Source organism: Flavobacterium cutihirudinis (assembly GCF_003385895.1).
GTDB classification, from domain to species: domain Bacteria; phylum Bacteroidota; class Bacteroidia; order Flavobacteriales; family Flavobacteriaceae; genus Flavobacterium; species Flavobacterium cutihirudinis.
In genome coordinates this window covers 234,175-254,264 of the sequence record NZ_QRDQ01000011.1, presented here as the reverse complement: position 1 = coordinate 254,264, position 20,090 = coordinate 234,175, and the positions used below count along the sequence as shown (strand labels likewise).

The following is a 20,090-nucleotide window of genomic DNA, read 5'->3' as shown; positions in this document are numbered from 1 at the left end:
CAAAAATAAAATTTAAAAAACTTGGCGACTCTGCGACTTTGCGAGATTAAAAATATGATCGACATCACAAACAAAACCTTAACAATTAAATTAAAGCAAAAAAAAGTCGCAAAGCTTAAAAATAAACTTTGCGACTCTGCGTCTTTGCGAGATTAAAATCTTTACTTCACGAAATCTACCGCTTTAGCCAAAGCCTCAGCAATTCCGTCAACATTTTTACCACCAGCAGTTGCGAAGAAAGGCTGACCGCCCCCTCCACCTTGGATATATTTTCCTAATTCGCGAACAACTTGTCCTGCGTTTAGGCTTTTCTCAGCTACAATTTCTTTAGAGATATAGCAAGTCAACATTGGTTTTCCTTCATGAGCAGTTGCGAAAACAACAAATAAGTTATTATAAGAATTTCCTAATTCGTATGCCAAATCTTTTGCTCCTTCCGGATTTAAATCTACTTGTTTTGCTAAGAACTGAACGCCATTGATTTCTTGTAATTCTTTAGCCAAATCAGCTTTCATATTTTTAGCTTTATCTTTCAATAAAGCTTCTAATTGTTTTTTCAACTGAGCATTTTCGTCTTGTAAAGCCAAAATCGATTTTACAGGATCTTGAGCATTTTTAAGCGCTTCTTTAATTTCAGTTAAAGAAACTGCCTGAGACTCAAAATATTCTTTAGCAGCTTCGCTTGTAATCGCTTCAATTCTTCTAATTCCTGCCGCAACAGCTCCTTCAGAAACAATTTTGAAATGCCAGATATCAGATGTATTTGCAACGTGTGTTCCTCCGCATAACTCAACAGAATCACCAAATTTAATGGTACGAACTAAATCACCGTATTTCTCTCCAAATAAAGCAATTGCTCCATCTTCAAGAGCTTGTTCTTTTGGAATTGCTCTTTTCTCGATTAATGGTAAACTCTCGCGAATCCTTGCATTTACAAAGTTTTCTACTTCTACTAATTCTTCATCAGAAACTTTAGAGAAGTGAGAAAAGTCAAAACGTAAAGAAGCATTTCTTACCATCGAACCTTTTTGCTCGATGTGCGTTCCTAAAATCTTACGTAAACCTTGGTGCAATAAATGCGTAGCCGAATGATTTGACGAAGTTTTAGCTCTTTGATTTGCATCAACAACCGCATTAAAAGTTGCTGTAATATTTTCTGGCAACGATTGTGTTAAATGGATCGTTTGGTTGTTTTCTTTCTTCGTATCAATAATGTAAATGATATCTCCGTTTTGAGATTCTAAATAACCTTTATCACCAGTTTGTCCTCCGCTTTCTCCGTAAAACGGAGTTGCATTGAAAACTAATTGGTAGATTTCACCATCTTTTACACTATCAACTCTACGGTATTTAGTGATTTTTACTTGTTGTGATAATCTGTCATATCCAACAAATTCCTGAATATCATCTTCAACAATTACATTCCAATCTCCAGCTGTTACTTTTGATGCCGCACGAGATCTTTCTTTTTGCAATTGTAATTGTTCCTGGAATCCAGCTTCATCTAATTTCAATCCTTTTTCAGAAAGAATCAAAGCCGTTAAATCGATTGGGAAACCGTAAGTATCATACAATTCAAATGCTTTTTTACCATCGATTGTATCACCAGTATTATTTAAAATTACAGCATCTAAAAGAATCAAACCTTGATCTAGCGTACGTAAAAAAGAGTTTTCTTCTTCACGTATAACATTTGAACAAAGTGCTTTTTGCGTTCTGATTTCTGGGAAAGAATCTCCCATTTGCTCGCTTAAAGTTTCAACCAATTTATAAATAAAAGGCTCTTTAGTATTTAAGAACGTAAATCCGTAACGAATTGCACGACGCAAAATTCTACGAATTACATATCCAGCTCCTGTATTAGATGGCAATTGTCCGTCAGCAATAGCGAAAGCTACTGCACGAACGTGATCTGCTACAACACGAATTGCGATATTTACTTTATCTTCTGCTTCGTTTGAAGCTTTAACAGTATATTTTGCTCCTGTAATAGTCTCGATTTCTCTAATTAAAGGCATGAAAACATCAGTGTCATAGTTTGATGTTTTTCCTTGTAAAGCCATACACAAACGCTCAAATCCCATTCCGGTGTCAACGTGTTGTGCAGGAAGTTTTTCAAGAGAACCATCCGCTTTACGGTTGAATTCCATGAATACATTATTCCAGATTTCAACTACTTGCGGGTGATCGTTGTTTACCAAACTTTTTCCAGAAACTTCAGCTTTCTCTTCTGGTGTACGTAAATCAACGTGAATTTCAGAACAAGGTCCGCATGGTCCTTGGTCTCCCATTTCCCAGAAATTATCTTTTTTATTTCCAAGAATAATTCGGTCTTCGTCAATTAATGTTTTCCAAATATCCCAAGCCTCTTGGTCAAAAGGAACATTATCTTCTTTGCTTCCTTCAAAAACAGAAACATAAAGGTTCTCTTTCGGTATTTTATAAACTTCTGTCAATAGTTCCCAAGCCCAGTTGATTGCTTCTTTTTTGAAATAGTCTCCAAAAGACCAGTTCCCTAACATCTCAAACATCGTGTGGTGATACGTATCGATACCCACTTCTTCAAGATCATTATGTTTTCCTGAAACACGAAGACATTTTTGCGTATCGGCGATTCTTGGACTTTTTGGCGTTCCGTTCCCTAAGAAAAATTCTTTAAACTGGGCCATTCCCGAGTTGTTGAACATTAAGGTTGGATCGTCTTTAAGTACAATAGGAGCTGAAGGAACGATTGTATGTCCTTTGCTCTCAAAAAAATCTAAAAATTGTTTACGTACGTCTTGTGATTTCATATTTTGTTAATGCGATAATTTGATAATGTGTCAATTAGATAATTCATCAATCTGAAAATGTGATTATTAGAAAATTTTAATTAAAAACTTAAAATTCAAAACAATAAATTTCGTTTTTAATACATTATCTAATTATCAAATTGACACATTATCTAATTAGTTTAATTCTTGAAAAAAAGCGTCGGACAACTGAAACATTTACTAATTTTGTTCGACTAACTTATTTTACAAGCTGCAAAAATAGCGTATTTTAAAATATGGCGAAAGTAAAATATTATTACGACTCAGAAAATCTGGCTTATACAAAAATTAAAACCAGAAAAAGGGCAAAATTTGGCTATGCATTGTTGTTTTTAGTGGCTTCAGCATTGTTTGGTTTTTTAATTTTTGTTCTTTTAATTAACACTTCCTATTTTGAAACACCAAAAGATCGTTTGCAGGCCCGAGAGATTGAAAATTTGAAACTGCAATATGCTATTTTGAATAAAAAAATGGACGAAATTGATGATGTTACCGAAGCATTAGAAGAGAGAGACAATAATATTTATCGCGTTTATTTTAATAAAACCGAAATCCCGGATTCTATTCGTAAAGAAGGCTTCAGAGATCCAAAAAGATATAAAAAATTAGAAGGATATAATAATTCGCAATTGGTTATGAACACAACCAAACGAATTGACAAACTTTCAAAAGAATTGGCCATTCAATCCAAATCTTTAGATGAAATATTGAAGTTAGCCAGTGCAAAAGGAAATTTACTATTGGCAATTCCGGCAATACAGCCAGTTCAAAATGAAAATTTAAAACGTGTTGCTTCTGGTTTTGGTTATCGTCTTGATCCTTTCACGAAAGTACGCAAAATGCACAACGGAATGGATTTTACGGCAAACACTGGTGCTCCTGTTTTTGCCACTGGAGATGGTGTTGTCGATCGTGCAGATAATTCGGCTTCAGGATTTGGAAACCATGTGGTAATCCGACACGGTTTTGGATATGAAAGTTTGTACGCTCATTTAAGTAAATACAATTGCAGGCCCGGGCAACGTGTTAAAAGAGGTGATGTTATTGGTTATGTTGGAAGTACAGGAAGATCTGAAGGGCCGCATTGCCATTATGAAGTACATAAAGACGGAAAAGTCGTAAATCCGCTGAATTTTTATTACGGAAATATTTCTGCTGCCGAATATGTCGCAATTTCACATATGGCAAATCAAGAAAACCAATCGTTAGATTAATACTATAAAAAGTGTTATTTTTGAAATAAATTAGAAATACAAAAACATGCATATCGAGCTTTCAAAAGATAAAAGATATTACAGCATTGGCGAAGTTGCCAAAGCTTTTAATGTCAATGCATCCTTGATACGATTTTGGGACAGTGAATTTGATATCCTGAAACCAAAAAAGAACGCCAAAGGCAATCGAATGTTTACACCGGAAGATGTTACTAATCTTCAGTTGATCTATCATTTGGTAAAAGAAAGAGGTTTTACCCTTGAGGGCGCTAAAACGCATTTAAAAGAAGGACAGAAGAAAACATTAGATAAATTCGAAATAATACGTAAATTAGAGTCCATAAAAACACAATTAATAGATATAAAAAACGAATTGTAATTAAAAATATAAATAAACTTAAATTAAAACAAATATGAAAAAAGGTTTAATAATTCTTGGAGTTGTAGCTGTAATAGTTATTGGATTATATAGCTGGGCAAGTGGCATTTATAACACAGCAGTAACACTTGACCAAGACGTTAAAGAAAGTTGGGGAAATGTTAATACTGCATATCAAAGAAGAAATGATCTTATTCCTAATTTAGTAAGTACCGTAAAGGGATATGCTCAACATGAACAAAGTACTTTAACAGCTGTAATCGAAGCTCGTGCAAAAGCAACAGGAATTACAATTGATCCTTCAAATGTAACTCCAGAACAATTAGCGGCATTCAATTCGGCACAATCAGGAGTTTCATCATCTCTATCAAAACTATTGGTAAGTGTTGAACAGTATCCAAATCTTAAAGCTGATGCAAGTTTCATGAAGTTACAAGACGAATTGGCTAGTACGGAAAACCAAATCTTAACAGCAAGAACTCGTTTTAATGAAGCAGTTAAGCCTTACAACAATAATATCAACACTTTTCCAAGGAATATATTAGCAGGAATGTATGGGCTTAAAGAAAAACCATACTTTGAGGCTTCTACCGGAGCTGACAAACCAGTTGAAGTAAAATTCTAAGGAAGAACTATTTCAATCTAAAATCTATCCCGAGGCTTCGGGACTTAACTCTAAAATCATTTCAATGTCACAAGTAGAAGATTTTTTATCCAGAGAAGATGAACAAGAAATTGTTGAAGCTATTCGCGTGGCTGAAAAAAACACTTCTGGCGAAATTAGAGTTCATATAGAACAGACAACTTCTAAAGTTCCTTTTGACAGGGCTTTAGAAGTTTTTCATGATTTAAAAATGAATGAAACCCAACAAAAAAATGGTGTTTTATTTTATTTTGCTGTAGCAGATAAAAGCTTTGCAATCTGCGGAGATAAAGGTATAAATGATCTTGTAGCTGATGATTTTTGGGATTGTACCAAAGACAAAATGGTAGAACAATTTAAGACAGGAAATTTTAAAAAAGGTATTGTTGATGGTATTTTGAATGCCGGTGAACAATTAAAAAAATACTTTCCATGGTCTGAAGGAGACACCAACGAATTATCTAACGAAATCTCAAAAGGATAAATAATGAAAATTTCCAAAAACAAAACCTCAAATTCAAAAGGAATCTTTCAATTATCCTTTCTATTAATTGCCTTTTTTACTACCAATTGCCTTTTTGCACAATTTACTATTCCGGAAAAACCAAGTTTTCAAACTTCGGTTTATGATTATGCAAATATTTTAAGCTCAACTGAGAAAGCACAATTAGAAGAAAAACTAATTCGTTATTCAGATTCAACTACAACACAAATTGTGATTATTACAATTGAAAGTTTAAAAGGTGAAGATGTTAGTCAGTTAGCAACAAAATGGGGCCAAACCTGGGGAATTGGCGGAACTGCTAAAGATGATAACGGTGTAATAATTTTATTGGCGAAAGCCGAAAAGAAGATTGCTATTAATCCTGGTTACGGGCTTGAAGATCGTTTAACAGCAGGAATTGGTGGAACGATTATTAGAAACATTATTATTCCGGAATTTAAAGCAGGAAGTTTTTATAATGGTCTTGATAAAGGAACTGATGCTATAATTGATGTTTTTAAAGGGAAATTTAAAGGCGAAAGAAAACAAACAAAAGGAAAAGATTTTCCTATTTTACCCTTTATAGTAATTGTTGTTATTGTATTAATTCTGCTTTCTCGAAATAAAGGAGGCGGCGGAGGAAATTCAGGCAATAATGGAGGTGGCGGTCCTAGCCTTATGGATATAATTCTTTTAAGCAGTCTTGGAAGAAGCAGCGGAGGCGGTTTTGGAGGTTTCGGCGGCGGATCATCGGGAGGTGGTTTTGGCGGCGGAGGCGGTGGCTTCGGTGGAGGATTTGGCGGAGGAGGTTTCTCTGGTGGAGGTTCTAGCGGAGGCTGGTAGAAAAGAAAAACAGTTTTTAGTGGCAGTTTTCAGTTTCAAGTTTAAATTCATACATTTACATTTTACAATTAATTATATAGATGTTATCACATAAAGCAAAATACGCCCTCAAAGCCTTACTTTATTTAGCAGAACAAGACGAAAATCACATTTCTAGAACTATAGAAATTGCTGATGGAGCTAACATTCCTAAAAAGTTTTTAGAGCAAATCTTATTAGATCTAAAACGAGGACGTTTTGTGAGCAGTAAACAAGGAAAATTTGGCGGTTATTATCTGATAAAATCAAAAAACGACATCACTTTAGCAGAAGTTCACCGATTATTTGACGGTGCAATTGCACTTTTGCCATGCGCTTCCTTAAATTTTTATGAGCCTTGCTCTGATTGTAAAACCGAGTCTGAATGCAGTCTGCGTCACGGTTTAATGCTTATCAGAGACAAAACTTTGAAGGCCATGGAAGGCATCACAATCGCCTCATTAGTAAAAAAATAAAAAAATATTTTTTAAAGTCTAGTAAATCGATAGAATTAATTATATATATTTGCCAAAAAATAATTAACAAACCAATTACAAATTTTTAACTCATGAAAGAACATTTCAGTTTATTAGGCGTAACCAAAAGTCTTTTGCAAACAAATTCTAATAGTCAGTTCAAAACTGCAAAAAGCATTTCCTGTATGATGTGTATGTGTTGATAAAAAAAATTTATTTTAAAACTCTACTAATCATATATACTTAATATAAAAATGAAAAATTCGATTAAAAATATACTTACAATACTATCAGTTTTAACTTTTTCAATCTCGTTTGGACAAAACATCGAAGGTGTAGTTAAAACAACTGAAAATACTCCATTAGAAGCAGCAAATGTTGTAATCAAAGGAACAACATCAAATACTATTACAGATTCTTCAGGAAAATTTGTAATAGATACTAAAGGAAAACTTCCGTTTACAATACTGGTTCAGTACGTTGGCTATAAAACAACCGAAATCGAAATTGATGATTTGCCAGCTACACCATTACAAGTTGTGCTTAAAGAAGAAAATGAACTTGTAGAAGTTGTTGTTTCTTCACGACGCAGAATCGAAAAAGTACAGGATGTGCCTATTGCAATTTCTGTAATTACAGGAAAACAAGCAGAACAAACGGGAGCTTTCAACGTAAACCGTATTAAAGAATTGGTTCCTTCTGTTCAGCTTTACTCATCAAATCCAAGAAATACAGGAATCAATATTCGTAGTTTGGGATCACCATTCGGATTAACAAATGACGGAATCGATCCAGGTGTTGGTTTTTATGTAGACGGAGTTTACTATGCGCGTCCTGCTGCTACAACTTTAGACTTTATCGACGTAGAACAAATTGAGGTTTTACGTGGACCACAAGGTTCTTTATTTGGAAAAAACACTACTTCAGGTGCTTTTAATATTACTACAAGAAAACCAAGTTTTTCTACAGGAGCCGATTTTGAAGTGAGCTATGGAAACTATGCTTTTTTACAAGCAAAAGCATCGGTTACAGGAGCTTTAGGCAAAAAAGTAGCCGGAAGAATCTCTTTTTCAGGAACACAAAGAGACGGTTTGATTGACAATATTGTTACAGGAAGACCAACAAATACTTTGAACAATCAAGGTATTAGAGGACAATTATTGTGGACTCCATCCGTAAACACAAATATTATTTTGGCTGCAGATATCACAACACAGCGTCCTGACGGATACGCACAAGTTGTTGCTGGTGTTGCTCCTACTCAAAGAGCTGCTTACCGTCAGTTTGATGCTATTATCAAAGATCTAAATTATCAATTACCAAGCTTAAATGCTTTTGACCGTAAAATTGATCATGATACGCCTTGGCGTTCAGGTCAGGATATGGGAGGTGTTTCTCTTAATATTGATACCAAAATTGGAGGCGGTACCTTAACTTCTACAACTGCGTGGCGTTTTTGGAACTGGGATCCGTCAAATGACAGAGATTTTACAGGATTGCAGGTTTTAGCTAAATCTCAAAATCCAACGAGACAAACTCAGCTTACACAAGAGGTTCGTTATGCTGGTCAGTTAACATCAAAATTAAGCGGAGTTGCAGGTGTATTCTTTATTGATCAAACCTCACAAACAGATGGTACAGAAGAATCTGGAAATGCACAATGGAGATTTTCACAAAGTACTACAAGCCCATTATGGAAAACTCCAGGTCTTTTTGAAGGATACGGAATTAAAACAGATGCCAGAATACGCGCTTCAAGTGCTGCAGTATTTGGACAATTAGATTGGGCTATTACAGAACGTTTCCATATTTTACCAGGTTTAAGATATAACTTTGATAAGAAAGATGCTCATTATGCCCGTACAACTTACGGAGGTCTTCAAACAAATGATCCAGCTTTATTGGCTTTGAAAAAACTGGTATATTCTGATCAGGCATTTGACTCAAGTACAGACAATACCGATTTTTCTGGAAACTTAACTTTAACTTATAAAGCTTCAGATAAAATAAATGCGTATGCAACTTATGCAAAAAGCTATAAGCCAGTTGGTGTAAACGTTGCCGGGCTTCCAACCGATTCAAAAGGGCAGCCTATGCTTGATCTTGCGGTTATCAAACCTGAAAAAGTAAATCATTATGAATTTGGAGTAAAAACCTCTCCTTTCAAAAATTCAATATTTAATCTGGCTTTCTTTAATACAGAAATTAAAGATTACCAAACAAACGTTCAGGCAGCTGAATTAGGTGTAAACCGTGGTTATCTTGCTAATGCAGATAAAGTACGAGTAAGAGGTGCAGAATTAGATGCAAGTTTTGTTTTTAGCCAACATTTAACTGTAAATGCTGCTGCAACTTACACAGAAGGTACATATGTTAAATTTACAAATGCACCACTTCCGTTAGAAGAAACCGGAGCTACTTCTGGAGGAGTTCAGGTGGCTTATAAAGATGTTTCTGGTACAGATTTACCTGGTGTATCAAGATGGGCTGGATCATTAGGAGGTGAACTTTCTGATAATGCAACGTTCTTTGGAAATAGAGGAAAAATTTTCTTAGCGATTGATTCTTATGCTCGTTCAGAATTCTCTTCAAGTCCATCGGCTTCAAAATATTTAGTTGTTCCGGGATATGCAATTTTTAATGCTCGTTTAGGTTTCCGTGCATCACAAGGATTATCAGTTCACTTCTGGGGAAGAAACTTATTAAATAAAGATTATTATGAGCAATTATTGCCTGCAGGTGGTAACGCAGGACAATATGCAGGAGTTATTGGTGATCAAAGAACTTATGGAGTTACCTTGAAGTATTCTCTATAAGCGGTTAAGTTAGTTAGTTTGAATAAAATAAAACGAGGCAAGTTTTAAACCTGTCTCGTTTTTCTATTTTCTGAAATCACAAAATAATAGCTAAAGCAAATTTTAATCTGCTTTAAATCAATTCTGATTTCTATATATTCGCAGCCTGAATTTATAGAGATTAAATGAAATTTCTCAAATTACTACTTTTATTAGGCTTGCTAAGTCCCTATTTATCGGCACAAAACATAAAGAAAACAGACAATCAAACATTAGCCTGGATTCGTTATTATAACATTTTTCCTTTGACAGAAAAATGGGCACTTCATTCTGAATTTGATAATAGGAGTTTTTTAAATCCAATTCATGAAAATTTATTTGTAATACGGGCACAAGGAAGATATCGCGCTTCCAAATTGGTTGATTTAGGAGCTGGTTTTGCCTTTTTTAATGTCAATACGCAAAACCCGGATATTGATCCGGATTTCTCTATTCCTGAATATCGAATACAGCAAGATGTTACTTTAATAAATGACATTGCAAAAATCACTTTCCACAATCGTTTTCAACTCGAAGAACGCTTTATTGAAAAAGCGTCAAGAACTGAATTACTTGATACATTTTCATTTGCACTTCGGTTCCGCTATAGATTACAGTCCACTTTTGATCTTTGGAAAAAAGAAAGCAGGAGTTTAAAAGGCACTATTTCAGATGAAGTAATGTTCAATTTCGGAAATGACAACAAACGAAATACTTTTGATCAAAACCGCTTTTACATAGCGCTCCGATATCATTTTAATCCCAACTTAGGCTTAGAACTCGGTTATATAAAAAACTTTCAAAGACGTGCCAGCGGTGTAGATTTTTATGATCGGGATATTATTCGTTTTACTGTTTATCACAGAATAGATAGGAAGTTTTGAAAAAAAGAGGTTCAAAGAGACAGAGTTACAAAGTGACAAAGGTTTAAAGTTTAAAAGGATATAAATCAAATTAAAAATTTGATTTATACCCTTTTTTAATCTCAGAATCTCAGAGTCTTTGAACCTATGTCTCTTTGAACCTGCAAAAAAACTATTCTTCTCTCTCCCGACCTCTTTTTTTCCCTTTTTCATTTCCTGCAAAATTTCCAATTTTATAGGCTAACGAAAACATTATGTAACGCTTTAAAACTGTATTTTCTTCATCACGGATTGATGTTGCCGAAATGGTTCTGGTGGCACTTTGGTTCTGATTTAGAACATCATAGACTTTCACTTTTGCGTATAGCTTTTTATCCAAAAATCCATACGACAAACTGGTATTCCATAAGAAAAAATCCTTTTTGAAATCACCTGAAATGTTTGAATTGTAGGTATAACCAAAATCATTTCCGAAAATTAATTTATCCGGCCAGTAACTTGTAGTTTGCAAATTAATTCGGTGCACGACGTTTGAAGTTGCATCACGAGTATAGTTTTCATATTTTGTTTCATTGTATGTTAAACTGTACGATGGTGCAACAACCAACAGTTCTCCATATTCATACGACAAATAGACTTTTGGTGTTACTGAAGTACCTTTTGCATTGTACAAAACCGCATTTGTATATCCTTTATCAAAATTATATGTTCCGTTTAACTGTAAACCATATCGGAATGTATTTGCATCTTTTTTAATCGACTGATTCCAGTTTCCACCAACAGTAAACGTATAAGTATCTGATAAATTTATATAGGTTGTCGTTCTTTTTCCGTTGTCATCATAAAATGAAGTCGAATAAATATCACTCGTATAATAATCGCCTCGTGCATAAACACTATAACCGGAGCGCGTACGGAAATCGAAATTTCTGAAACTAAAATTAGCCGTATTTTTCTCGATTGGAGTCAAGTTTGGATTTCCAATAATGGTATTCAAAGGATTACTCAAATTAGCAACCGGAAGTAAAAAACTTGAAGCAGGAAGCGCATTCGAATAATCATATTTAAAAGTCAAATTCTTCGAACGACTAAACTTATATCGAAACTGCGCTGCGGCGAAAGGCAATACATATTTCTGATTCAAATCTGTCGCTTTGCCCAAATAGAAGGCATGATTATAATAATCGACAATTGATGTTTTAGTATCCAGATTCACCGTAAATTTATTCTTCTGCAACGTAATCCCTACTTTTGGAGTTACTGAATTTTGTTTGGAAGTTGTATAAGTAGTCAAAGATTCATTAATAGACGAATACGATTGTGTAGTCGCATCAAAATCGAAGGTTTTTTGATCTTTTATCTCGTTTTTCCAGTCGAAATCAGAGCCAAATCGAATACGCAGTGAATCTGTAATAGGCTCCGTATATTCAATATCTAAAGAATAAGTATCATTAACATTATCGTTTCTGCTTTTTTGATTTCGCTCATCGTTTGGCTGATTGTCCTGATAAAAAATAGTTTCAGAAACATTTAAAGCATCTGTAATTGCATTTGTGTTATTATTGTCAAAAACAAAACTCAGGTTACGATTCTTCTTTTCAAAAACCTTATTAAAATTAAGCGTATTCGCAAAATTTGTACTTGTGTTTTCGCGACGTGAAGCGGCTGTACTTTCGTTTAAAGACTGACCATTTTCATCTTCAGAAAAACTAGATGAAGCCGAATTACTGTCAACTCGCGTTTGATTGAATTTTGGCGTAAAAACAATTCGTGTTTTAGGATCCAATTTGTATTCGAATTCGAAATTAGCCTTATTTCCTGTGTTTTCATTTCTAGTTTTAGAATCTGAAGCTGTCAATATATTTCCTGTAGGTAAGAAACTTAACTGATTGGCTTTGCTGTCATTGTTCGTAATGGTGTTCGAAAAATTATAGCTTCCGGAAGCCGCAAAATCTTTAAACCAGTCATCCGAATAATTGATTCCGGCCAAATTAGACTGCGTAATTCCCTTTCCACTAGTAGTATTATCACGATTAACATTATTATTTCTCCCGCCTCCCATATTATCAAAAACATCATCCATCGAAAAACCGGTCGAATTGATATTATTGGAAGAAGCCAAAACACTAATTTTCTGATTATTATTGAAGAAATTCATAATCAGACTGCTTTCATATCGATCATCAGAGCCATAACCACCCAAAACTTTCCCAAAGAAACCTTTGTTTTTCTTCTCGTCAATAGTGAAATTTATAGATGAATTATCAGAGCTCGATTCTTGTTTCGCCAATTCTTCTTTCTTGGTTTTAAAATCTGAAACCTGAACTTTCTTGATAATATCGGCAGGCATATTTTTTAGAAGAAGAGCTCCATCTTTGTCAAAAAAAGCTTTTCCGTTGACTAAAAACTGAGTGACTTCCCTCCCGTTTACGGTCACTTTTCCATCATTATCAACATCAACGCCGGGCAATTGCTTTAATAAATTTTCGACGTTGGCATCTGGTCTCACTTTAAAGGCGGAAGCATTAAATTCTAACGTATCTTTTTTAACCGCAACTGGCGGAGCTTCCGTTTTAATAATAACATTTTCTAGAGCATTTATATTTTCGGCTAAATACAATTTCCCGAAATCTTTGCTTTCAATAAGTTCTTTCTGTTCCTCAACAAAAGTTTGGTAACCCATATAATTGACTTTCAAAAAAACAGGCTTATTGATTTTTTTAGTGTTGATTCTAAAAACGCCATTTTTATCGGTTGTAGCATATTCGATAACGGCAGAATCTTTTACGGTTGTAAAATATACGGTTGCCATTTCAAGCGGAACCTGCGTGTTAAGATCAACAACAGTTCCTTTTAGTACAATATCATTTTGCGCGTTGGCAGCAAAACAAAAAAGAAAAAACAGCAAAAAAGAAAAATATTTGGTCATGAAAAGGGTCAGTTTAGAACTAATAAGACTACAAAATACCATAATGGTTTAATAGCTTATGAATGTTTTCACTTAAACCAAAAAAAAATCCCCTTTTTACAGGGGATTTGAATTTTATTTTTCTCTGATATAAATATCAATCGGCACTCCGGCGAAGTCCCAATTTTCTCTAATCTTATTTTCAAGATATCTCTTATATGGTTCCTTAACGTATTGTGGCATATTTGCAAAAAATACAAACTGAGGTGTTGGTGTTGGCAACTGCATACAATATTTAATTTTCACATATTTACCTTTTGTCGCTGGCGGCGGATAAGCTTCGATTACTTTCAACATATATTCGTTGAATTTTGAAGTCGAAATTCTTTGTTTTCTGTTTTCAAAAACCTGAACTGTCGCTTCAAGCGCTTTTAACAAACGTTGTTTCGTTAACGCCGAAACGAACAAAATTGGCACATCTGTAAAAGGCATTAATTCTTTTTTGATTTTCTCTTCGTAATCACGCGTAGACATGGTATCTTTTTCAACCAAATCCCATTTGTTCACCAAGATTACAACACCTTTACGGTTTTTCTCAGCCAACCAGAAAATACTCTGATCCTGACCTTCAAATCCGCGAGTTGCATCGATAACCAATATGCAAATATCTGCATGCTCAATTGCTCTTACAGAACGCATTACAGAATAAAATTCTAGATCTTCTTTTACTTTAGCCTTACGACGAATTCCGGCAGTATCCACTAAGTTAAATTCAAAACCAAAACGATCAAACTTCGTATCAATTGCATCACGTGTTGTACCTGCAATATCCGTTACGATATAACGATCTTTACCAATTAAAGCATTGATAAAACTAGATTTTCCTGCATTTGGACGTCCAACAACTGCAAAACGAGGTAAATCTTCTTTAACCTCAACTTCTGGTTTCTCCGGAAATGCATCGATTAAAGCATCTAATAAATCTCCAGTTCCACTTCCTGAAATACTTGCGAAAGTAAAATAATCTCCTAATCCAAGATTATAAAACTCAATCGCATCTTTTTCACGCATTGCGTTATCTACCTTATTTACAGCCAATAAAACCGGTTTTGTTACCTTACGCAACAATTTAGCAACCGTTTCGTCCATTGGTGTAATTCCTTCTTCTACATCAACAACAAAAATAATAACATCGGCTTCGTCGATAGCAAGTTCTACTTGTTTACGGATTTCGCCTTCAAATACATCATCGCTTCCGCGTACGTATCCACCGGTATCAATGACAGAAAACTCTTTTCCGTTCCACTCGCTTTTACCATAGTTTCTATCACGGGTAACCCCAGATACTGAATCTACAATAGCTTCTCTTCTTTGTATCAGCCTATTAAAAAGGGTCGATTTCCCCACATTAGGTCTTCCTACTATCGCAACAATGTTATTACTCATTTTTTTGAATTTTAGATTTCAGATTTACAATTTTAGATTCGTTTTTGACTAAATCACAATAAATTATAAACCAAAAATGCTTTATTTAATTTTTTTGCAAAGGTAGTCTTTTTTAGTTTGCAGTTATCAGTTTTAAGTATTCAGTAAAAAAACTGATAAAACTGTGACTATAAACTGAATACTGACTACTTTTTTATGGAGCTATTTCCCGCTGTTCCTTCCAATCTTTTATGCCTCGGGACCGGCACAAAAGGATTTTCCCTCCCATCGGGGCTAGGCATCTCGGTTTCAACAATTTTTCGTTTAACGATTAAACAAATAAACAATTAACCGATTAAACAAAAACTACTGATTATACCCAAATCGTTTCAGCATATTGGCATTGCTTCTCCAGTTTTTGTTCACTTTTACATACAGTTCAATGTGAATTTGTTTTCCGAAGAATTTCTCCAAATCGGCTCGGGCATCGGTTCCTACTTTTTTAAGAGCTGCTCCTTTATGACCAATAATAATCCCTTTTTGCGTATCGCGTTCTACCATAATTACAGAACGAATTCTGATAATAGTATCTGTTTCATGAAATTCTTCTGTTACAATTTCTACTGCGTATGGAATTTCCTTAGCGTAATTCAATAAGATTTTTTCACGAATCGTTTCGTTCACAAAGAAACGTTCCGGCTTGTCTGTTAACTGATCTTTAGGATAATAAGCTGGAGCTTCTGGAAGTAATTCGATAATCCTTCCGAAAACTTCGGGTACATTGAAATTCTGTAGAGCCGAAATTGGGAAAATTTCTGCGTTTGGCACTTTTTCTTTCCAAAAAGCGACTTGCGCTTCTAACTGTTCCTGATTAGAGTTGTCAATTTTATTTAAAAGTAATAAAACCGGAATCTTAGCATGAATGATTTTTTTAAAGAAATCTTCGTCTTTTAAGTCCTGCTCTCCAATTTCGACCATATAAACCAAAATATCAGCATCTTCAAAAGCCGATTTTACGAAGTTCATCATCGACTCCTGCATTTCATAAGCCGGTTTTATAATTCCCGGAGTATCTGATAAAACTACCTGAAAGTCTTCACCATTTACAATTCCAAGAATTCTATGACGTGTAGTTTGTGCTTTTGATGTAATGATCGATAATCGTTCTCCAACGAAAGCGTTCATCAATGTTGATTTTCCAACATTTGGATTTCCGATAATGTTTACGAAACCTGCTTTATGTGACATTTTTGTTTTATTTATTTTGCAAAGGTAGTCATATCAAGTCAATACAGAAAATAAAACATTTTTTTAAGTTTTCGTTGGATTTCTAAAAAATCGGCGTATCTTTGCACCCGAAACATCGCGGGATAGAGCAGTAGGCAGCTCGTCGGGCTCATAACCCGAAGGTCACAGGTTCGAGTCCTGTTCCCGCTACTAAAAAAAAGCTTCAGAGAAATCTGGAGCTTTTTTTTGTTTATATACTAAAATTTTATTTAGATTGTCGGTCGAAGTCAGGAGACATTCGCATAGTCTGGAACTCTTCAAGGAGCGAGGTTTAAGCATTGCTTAAATTTTCAGTTTTTTATTCTTATTTTCAGTCATTCAGAAACGTCAATACATAATCTCTTATTTCTTCACGCTGCTTATCAGTTGCATTATCACACATGTCACTGTGAACAGTGTTAGGCAGCTTTATAATCATTATTCCATATTTTTTCTGTTCTGCTTCTGTAGGTAAAACACCTGGGTCGGCAGGTTGGTCGCTTGAACGCAATGAATATACTTTTGGGTTAGTTGTTCTCGGCAAAGCCATACGCCTATTATCAAACGTAATAATTTTCCAAACAATGCCTGGATATTTTTGAGGGAATAATGCGGTCATATCTCCACCAATTGAGTGTCCTAAGAGTGTGATATGTTTAAAGTCTATTTCAGGATTTGATTTTTTTAATTCGTTTATTACGAACATAATATTGTCTGCTCCTCGTTCCCAAAATGGTCGCCTTACAATTTGCGGAATTCCTTTTTCAGGAATTAAACTATCTGTAGGACGTTCGTGCTGAATACTTACAACAAAGTACCCTTTTGATGCCATAAAGTTGGCGAGGTCTGAATAGGCTAAATAGGGTTTGCCTTCGTTTTGACCATAGCCATGACTAATGAGTACAATTTGCGGATGCTTAGTTTTTGACTTATAAATCGCAATTGGAATTTCCCTGTTTCGTGATTGGTCTAATAAAGTCAACGTGTCCAAAGCAACGCTGGACACCAATTTATTTTCAACTGATTTTGTTCGTGTTGAGCAACTTATCAGAAATGCGAATGCCAAAACGTAAATTATTCTATTCATTTTATTGTCTTTTGGGGTGTGTCTTTTAGCATGCTCGCTAACGTTCTGATACTACAGCGGGTTTGGGGTTAAATTAAGCCTTATTTTCGGATTTGCTAAATCATCCCAAATACAAAACCAACTTTCCATTAAGCCGATTGCCCAAATCCGTTGTATTAGCTGTTAGCTCTTAGGTTTTTATTTATTCACTTTCTAATTCATCCTTTGTTATATAGATGTAAGACAAGCTGTTTCCATCGCCACCCATATATTCATCATTCGCAATATTTAACTTTAGTTCATTGAAAAAATAATTTCCCTCATCATTTTCAAAGTATAGATATTCTAATTTTTCAATTGCTCTATTTATATCTTCTCCTATCTCAATTTTTGTATTTTCAATAGTTAATTCAATTCCCGTGTGAAATTCTATTTCGCTAAGCTCGTTTTCGACATTATAATTGAAAAAAAACAAATTTTTCTCATTTTCAAAGTCTTTATAAATATCTCTCTTTTGAATTATATTGAAAGATTTATCTCCGTCAAAAAATTCAGAGTTATCAAATTCTTTGTCATCATCTTTATGAATTTGTTTAAGTTTAACTCTTACATTTTGACGAGATTCGTTCCAAAGAATTTTTTCAGAATGAATTTCGATTCCTAAATTTGGCAAATATTTGACTCTCATGTTTTTAATATTGAAATACTGTAAACTGACGGCTAATGTTCTGTCGCTACAAAAGGTTTGGGATTAAATCAAGCCATTATTAGGGTTTACCAAATCGTTATTCTATCTTTCTCCTGTAAAAACATTTTATCGCCCGGTTTTACATTAAATGCATTATAAAAAGGCGTCGTATTCATTAAAGGACCATTAACACGCCAATTTGGTGGAGAATGCGGATTATTGTTAATCCACAAACGCAGGAACTCGTCTTTCATTTTTACTCTCCATATTTTAGCTATAGAAATAAAGAAGCGTTGGTCTGGAGTAAAGCCGTCGATTTTTGTGTTTGCTTTTCCTTGTTCGGTCATTTTAAAAGCATCATAAGCAACAGCTATTCCAGCAATATCTGCCGTATTTTCGCCAACTGTCATTGCGCCATTAATGTGTAAATCACCTAAAACAGTATAGGTACTGTACAAATTGATAACCTGTTGAATTCTTGATTTAAACTGTGCATAATCTTCTTTTGTCCACCAGTTTTTCAGGTTTCCATCTTTGTCATATTGCGCGCCTTGATCATCAAACGTATGGGTTATTTCGTGACCAATAACCATTCCGATACCTCCATAGTTAAGCGCATCATCTGCATTATTATCAAAATATGGAGGTTGCAAAATACCAGCCGGAAAAACAATTTCATTTGCCGTAGGATTATTATATGCCGTAACGGTTGGAGGCGTGGTATACCATTCTGATTTATCGACGGGTTTGCCCAATTTTGCCAATTGAAATTGATATGCAGCTGCAGAAGCCGAAACCATGTTCTCAAAATAAGTATTTCTTTCTACATGTACATTGCTATAATCTCTCCATTTATCCGGATATCCTATTTTCTTAGTAATGGCGAACAATTTTTCTTTAGCTTTTTGTTTCGTAATAGGACTCATCCATTCTAAATTATCAATTCTTTTGCCATATGCTTTTTGCAGATTATTCACCAGAACCAACATTCGTTTTTTGGCATCTTCCGAAAAATATTTCTTTACATACAACTCACCCAATGCTTCGCCTAAGTAAGTATCAACGGCATTTGCCATTTTTTCGCCACGTGTTTTTTGAACAGCCTGACCAGAAAGCACTTTAGTATATTCAAAGGAAGCGTCCACAAAAGGTTTACTTAAATCATCTGCATATCTTTCTATAGAATTTGCTTTCAGGTAAATTTTCCAATTGTTAATAGGAATGGTTTTTAAAAGCTTATTAAGGGCATCGTAATAAGCCAGTTGACCAACATTGATAAAATCAGTTTTAGCACCTAAATTATTTAAAAAAGTAGTCCAGTCTATATTAGGATGTCTTTTTACAAGATCCGCAACTGCTATTTTATTGTAATTTGCCTGTACATCTCGAAGTTCAACTTTTGTTTTATGCGACACAGCCATTTGTTTGTCAATATCATAAACCAAATCAGCATTCTTTTTTGCTTCTTCAGCATTACTTCCTGTTTGTTGAAATAACGCAGCAAGATATTTTTTGTATGCTTTTTGTATCGCAACAGTTGATGAATCTGATTTGAAATAATAGTCTCTGTCAGGCAAACCAATACCCGTTTGATAGATTTCGGCAATATTCATACTGCTGTTTTTTTGATCCGGTGACACTCCAAAAGCGATAATAGAAGAATTGCCTACTTTTTCTTCATTAACTACAAAGTTCATTAAGGAAGGTAAATCATTAATTGCTTCAATTTTGGCCAATAAAGGTTTAATAGGCGTAAAACCGCGTTTATCAATAGTTACAGTATCCATACCTGACGCATAAAAATCTCCAACCTTTTGCGCTATACTTCCTGCTGGATTCTCACTTTTCGAAATACTGTCTAATATTCCTTGCAGGCGCATTCGTTGCGGAAAATTCATAAACATGTAGGCACCCACTCCGGCTTGAGATGGTGGTATTGATACAGAATCGTACCATTTGCCATTTACATATTTAAAAAAGTCATTACCAGCAACCAATGTAGAATCTATCCCAGTGATAGCAACATTTTTTTTGTCTTGATGTTTTGAACACGCTGCAAAAGCTAAGAATACAATAAAGAGCATTAATGGTTTTTTCATAATCTAGATGATTTCTATTAAAATGAACTGAAAAACGTTTGAAAGTAGCTATTTTTAAACTTATACACTTG

At 34.6% G+C, this 20,090-nt stretch carries 15 protein-coding genes and 1 tRNA gene; 9 read left to right on the top strand and 7 right to left on the bottom strand.

Annotated features, from left to right (window positions below; genetic code table 11):
• Positions 1-161: 161 nt before the first annotated feature.
• Positions 162-2,792 carry an alanine--tRNA ligase gene (alaS, locus tag BD847_RS17675; RefSeq protein WP_115889589.1) on the bottom strand — a complete coding sequence of 877 codons (2,631 nt, stop codon included), beginning with the start codon at positions 2,790-2,792 and terminating at the stop codon, positions 162-164.
• A gap of 257 nt (positions 2,793-3,049) precedes the next feature.
• Here alaS and BD847_RS17670 point away from each other — a divergent pair, with 257 nt between their 5' ends.
• From BD847_RS17670 to BD847_RS17635, 8 genes are all read left to right on the top strand, one after another.
• On the top strand, positions 3,050-4,027 hold the full coding sequence (locus BD847_RS17670; RefSeq protein ID WP_115889588.1) for a peptidoglycan DD-metalloendopeptidase family protein: 978 nt from the start codon (positions 3,050-3,052) through the stop codon (positions 4,025-4,027).
• Positions 4,028-4,073: 46 nt separating this feature from the next.
• Entirely contained in the window at positions 4,074-4,406 is a 333-nt protein-coding gene (locus tag BD847_RS17665) for a MerR family transcriptional regulator (protein WP_115889587.1), read from the top strand.
• A 34-nt stretch (positions 4,407-4,440) separates the two neighbouring features.
• Positions 4,441-5,031, top strand: coding sequence for a LemA family protein (locus tag BD847_RS17660; RefSeq protein ID WP_115889586.1), 591 nt, complete (start codon positions 4,441-4,443; stop codon positions 5,029-5,031).
• A gap of 64 nt (positions 5,032-5,095) precedes the next feature.
• Entirely contained in the window at positions 5,096-5,533 is a 438-nt protein-coding gene (locus tag BD847_RS17655; protein WP_115889585.1) for a TPM domain-containing protein, read from the top strand.
• A gap of 3 nt (positions 5,534-5,536) precedes the next feature.
• Positions 5,537-6,376: a TPM domain-containing protein gene (locus BD847_RS17650; RefSeq protein WP_115889584.1), complete on the top strand. Its 840-nt coding sequence runs from the start codon at positions 5,537-5,539 to the stop codon at positions 6,374-6,376.
• 80 nt (positions 6,377-6,456) lie between these two features.
• Positions 6,457-6,870: an RrF2 family transcriptional regulator gene (locus BD847_RS17645; RefSeq protein ID WP_115889583.1), complete on the top strand. Its 414-nt coding sequence runs from the start codon at positions 6,457-6,459 to the stop codon at positions 6,868-6,870.
• Between the two features lie 254 nt (positions 6,871-7,124).
• Complete coding sequence (locus tag BD847_RS17640) at positions 7,125-9,686, top strand: TonB-dependent receptor (RefSeq protein ID WP_115889582.1); 2,562 nt, start codon at positions 7,125-7,127, stop codon at positions 9,684-9,686.
• Positions 9,687-9,850: 164 nt separating this feature from the next.
• Positions 9,851-10,588: a DUF2490 domain-containing protein gene (locus BD847_RS17635; protein WP_115889581.1), complete on the top strand. Its 738-nt coding sequence runs from the start codon at positions 9,851-9,853 to the stop codon at positions 10,586-10,588.
• 151 nt (positions 10,589-10,739) lie between these two features.
• Here BD847_RS17635 and BD847_RS17630 read toward each other — a convergent pair whose 3' ends face one another.
• The 3 genes from BD847_RS17630 to era all read right to left on the bottom strand — a co-directional run bounded on the left by BD847_RS17630 (position 10,740) and on the right by era (position 16,148).
• Complete coding sequence (locus BD847_RS17630) at positions 10,740-13,496, bottom strand: outer membrane beta-barrel protein (RefSeq protein ID WP_115889580.1); 2,757 nt, start codon at positions 13,494-13,496, stop codon at positions 10,740-10,742.
• A 114-nt stretch (positions 13,497-13,610) separates the two neighbouring features.
• Complete coding sequence (gene der / locus BD847_RS17625; protein ID WP_115889579.1) at positions 13,611-14,921, bottom strand: ribosome biogenesis GTPase Der; 1,311 nt, start codon at positions 14,919-14,921, stop codon at positions 13,611-13,613.
• 345 nt (positions 14,922-15,266) lie between these two features.
• Positions 15,267-16,148 (bottom strand): GTPase Era, encoded by an 882-nt coding sequence (gene era / locus BD847_RS17620; protein ID WP_115889578.1) that lies wholly within the window; start codon positions 16,146-16,148, stop codon positions 15,267-15,269.
• A gap of 116 nt (positions 16,149-16,264) precedes the next feature.
• Here era and BD847_RS17615 point away from each other — a divergent pair.
• Positions 16,265-16,337 (top strand) — tRNA-Met (locus tag BD847_RS17615).
• A gap of 160 nt (positions 16,338-16,497) precedes the next feature.
• Here BD847_RS17615 and BD847_RS17610 read toward each other — a convergent pair.
• The 3 genes from BD847_RS17610 to BD847_RS17600 all read right to left on the bottom strand — a co-directional run bounded on the left by BD847_RS17610 (position 16,498) and on the right by BD847_RS17600 (position 20,019).
• Entirely contained in the window at positions 16,498-17,253 is a 756-nt protein-coding gene (locus tag BD847_RS17610; RefSeq protein WP_115889577.1) for an alpha/beta hydrolase family protein, read from the bottom strand.
• A gap of 181 nt (positions 17,254-17,434) precedes the next feature.
• Positions 17,435-17,920: a hypothetical protein gene (locus BD847_RS17605; RefSeq protein WP_115889576.1), complete on the bottom strand. Its 486-nt coding sequence runs from the start codon at positions 17,918-17,920 to the stop codon at positions 17,435-17,437.
• Between the two features lie 86 nt (positions 17,921-18,006).
• Positions 18,007-20,019, bottom strand: a complete 2,013-nt coding sequence (locus BD847_RS17600; protein ID WP_115889575.1) for a M13 family metallopeptidase — start codon at positions 20,017-20,019, stop codon at positions 18,007-18,009.
• Positions 20,020-20,090: the final 71 nt, after the last annotated feature.

Excerpts from the sequence above, each read along its gene's own strand:
- der (WP_115889579.1), bottom strand. The coding sequence starts at position 14,921 with ATGAGTAATAACATTGTTGCGATAGTAGGAAGACCTAATGTGGGGAAA.
- alaS (WP_115889589.1), bottom strand. The coding sequence starts at position 2,792 with ATGAAATCACAAGACGTACGTAAACAATTTTTAGATTTTTTTGAGAGC.
- BD847_RS17660 (WP_115889586.1), top strand. The coding sequence starts at position 4,441 with ATGAAAAAAGGTTTAATAATTCTTGGAGTTGTAGCTGTAATAGTTATT.
- BD847_RS17610 (WP_115889577.1), bottom strand. The coding sequence starts at position 17,253 with ATGAATAGAATAATTTACGTTTTGGCATTCGCATTTCTGATAAGTTGC.
- BD847_RS17645 (WP_115889583.1), top strand. The coding sequence starts at position 6,457 with ATGTTATCACATAAAGCAAAATACGCCCTCAAAGCCTTACTTTATTTA.
- BD847_RS17600 (WP_115889575.1), bottom strand. The coding sequence starts at position 20,019 with ATGAAAAAACCATTAATGCTCTTTATTGTATTCTTAGCTTTTGCAGCG.
- BD847_RS17665 (WP_115889587.1), top strand. The coding sequence starts at position 4,074 with ATGCATATCGAGCTTTCAAAAGATAAAAGATATTACAGCATTGGCGAA.
- BD847_RS17640 (WP_115889582.1), top strand. The coding sequence starts at position 7,125 with ATGAAAAATTCGATTAAAAATATACTTACAATACTATCAGTTTTAACT.
- BD847_RS17655 (WP_115889585.1), top strand. The coding sequence starts at position 5,096 with ATGTCACAAGTAGAAGATTTTTTATCCAGAGAAGATGAACAAGAAATT.
- BD847_RS17670 (WP_115889588.1), top strand. The coding sequence starts at position 3,050 with ATGGCGAAAGTAAAATATTATTACGACTCAGAAAATCTGGCTTATACA.
- BD847_RS17605 (WP_115889576.1), bottom strand. The coding sequence starts at position 17,920 with ATGAGAGTCAAATATTTGCCAAATTTAGGAATCGAAATTCATTCTGAA.
- era (WP_115889578.1), bottom strand. The coding sequence starts at position 16,148 with ATGTCACATAAAGCAGGTTTCGTAAACATTATCGGAAATCCAAATGTT.
- BD847_RS17635 (WP_115889581.1), top strand. The coding sequence starts at position 9,851 with ATGAAATTTCTCAAATTACTACTTTTATTAGGCTTGCTAAGTCCCTAT.
- BD847_RS17630 (WP_115889580.1), bottom strand. The coding sequence starts at position 13,496 with ATGACCAAATATTTTTCTTTTTTGCTGTTTTTTCTTTTTTGTTTTGCT.
- BD847_RS17650 (WP_115889584.1), top strand. The coding sequence starts at position 5,537 with ATGAAAATTTCCAAAAACAAAACCTCAAATTCAAAAGGAATCTTTCAA.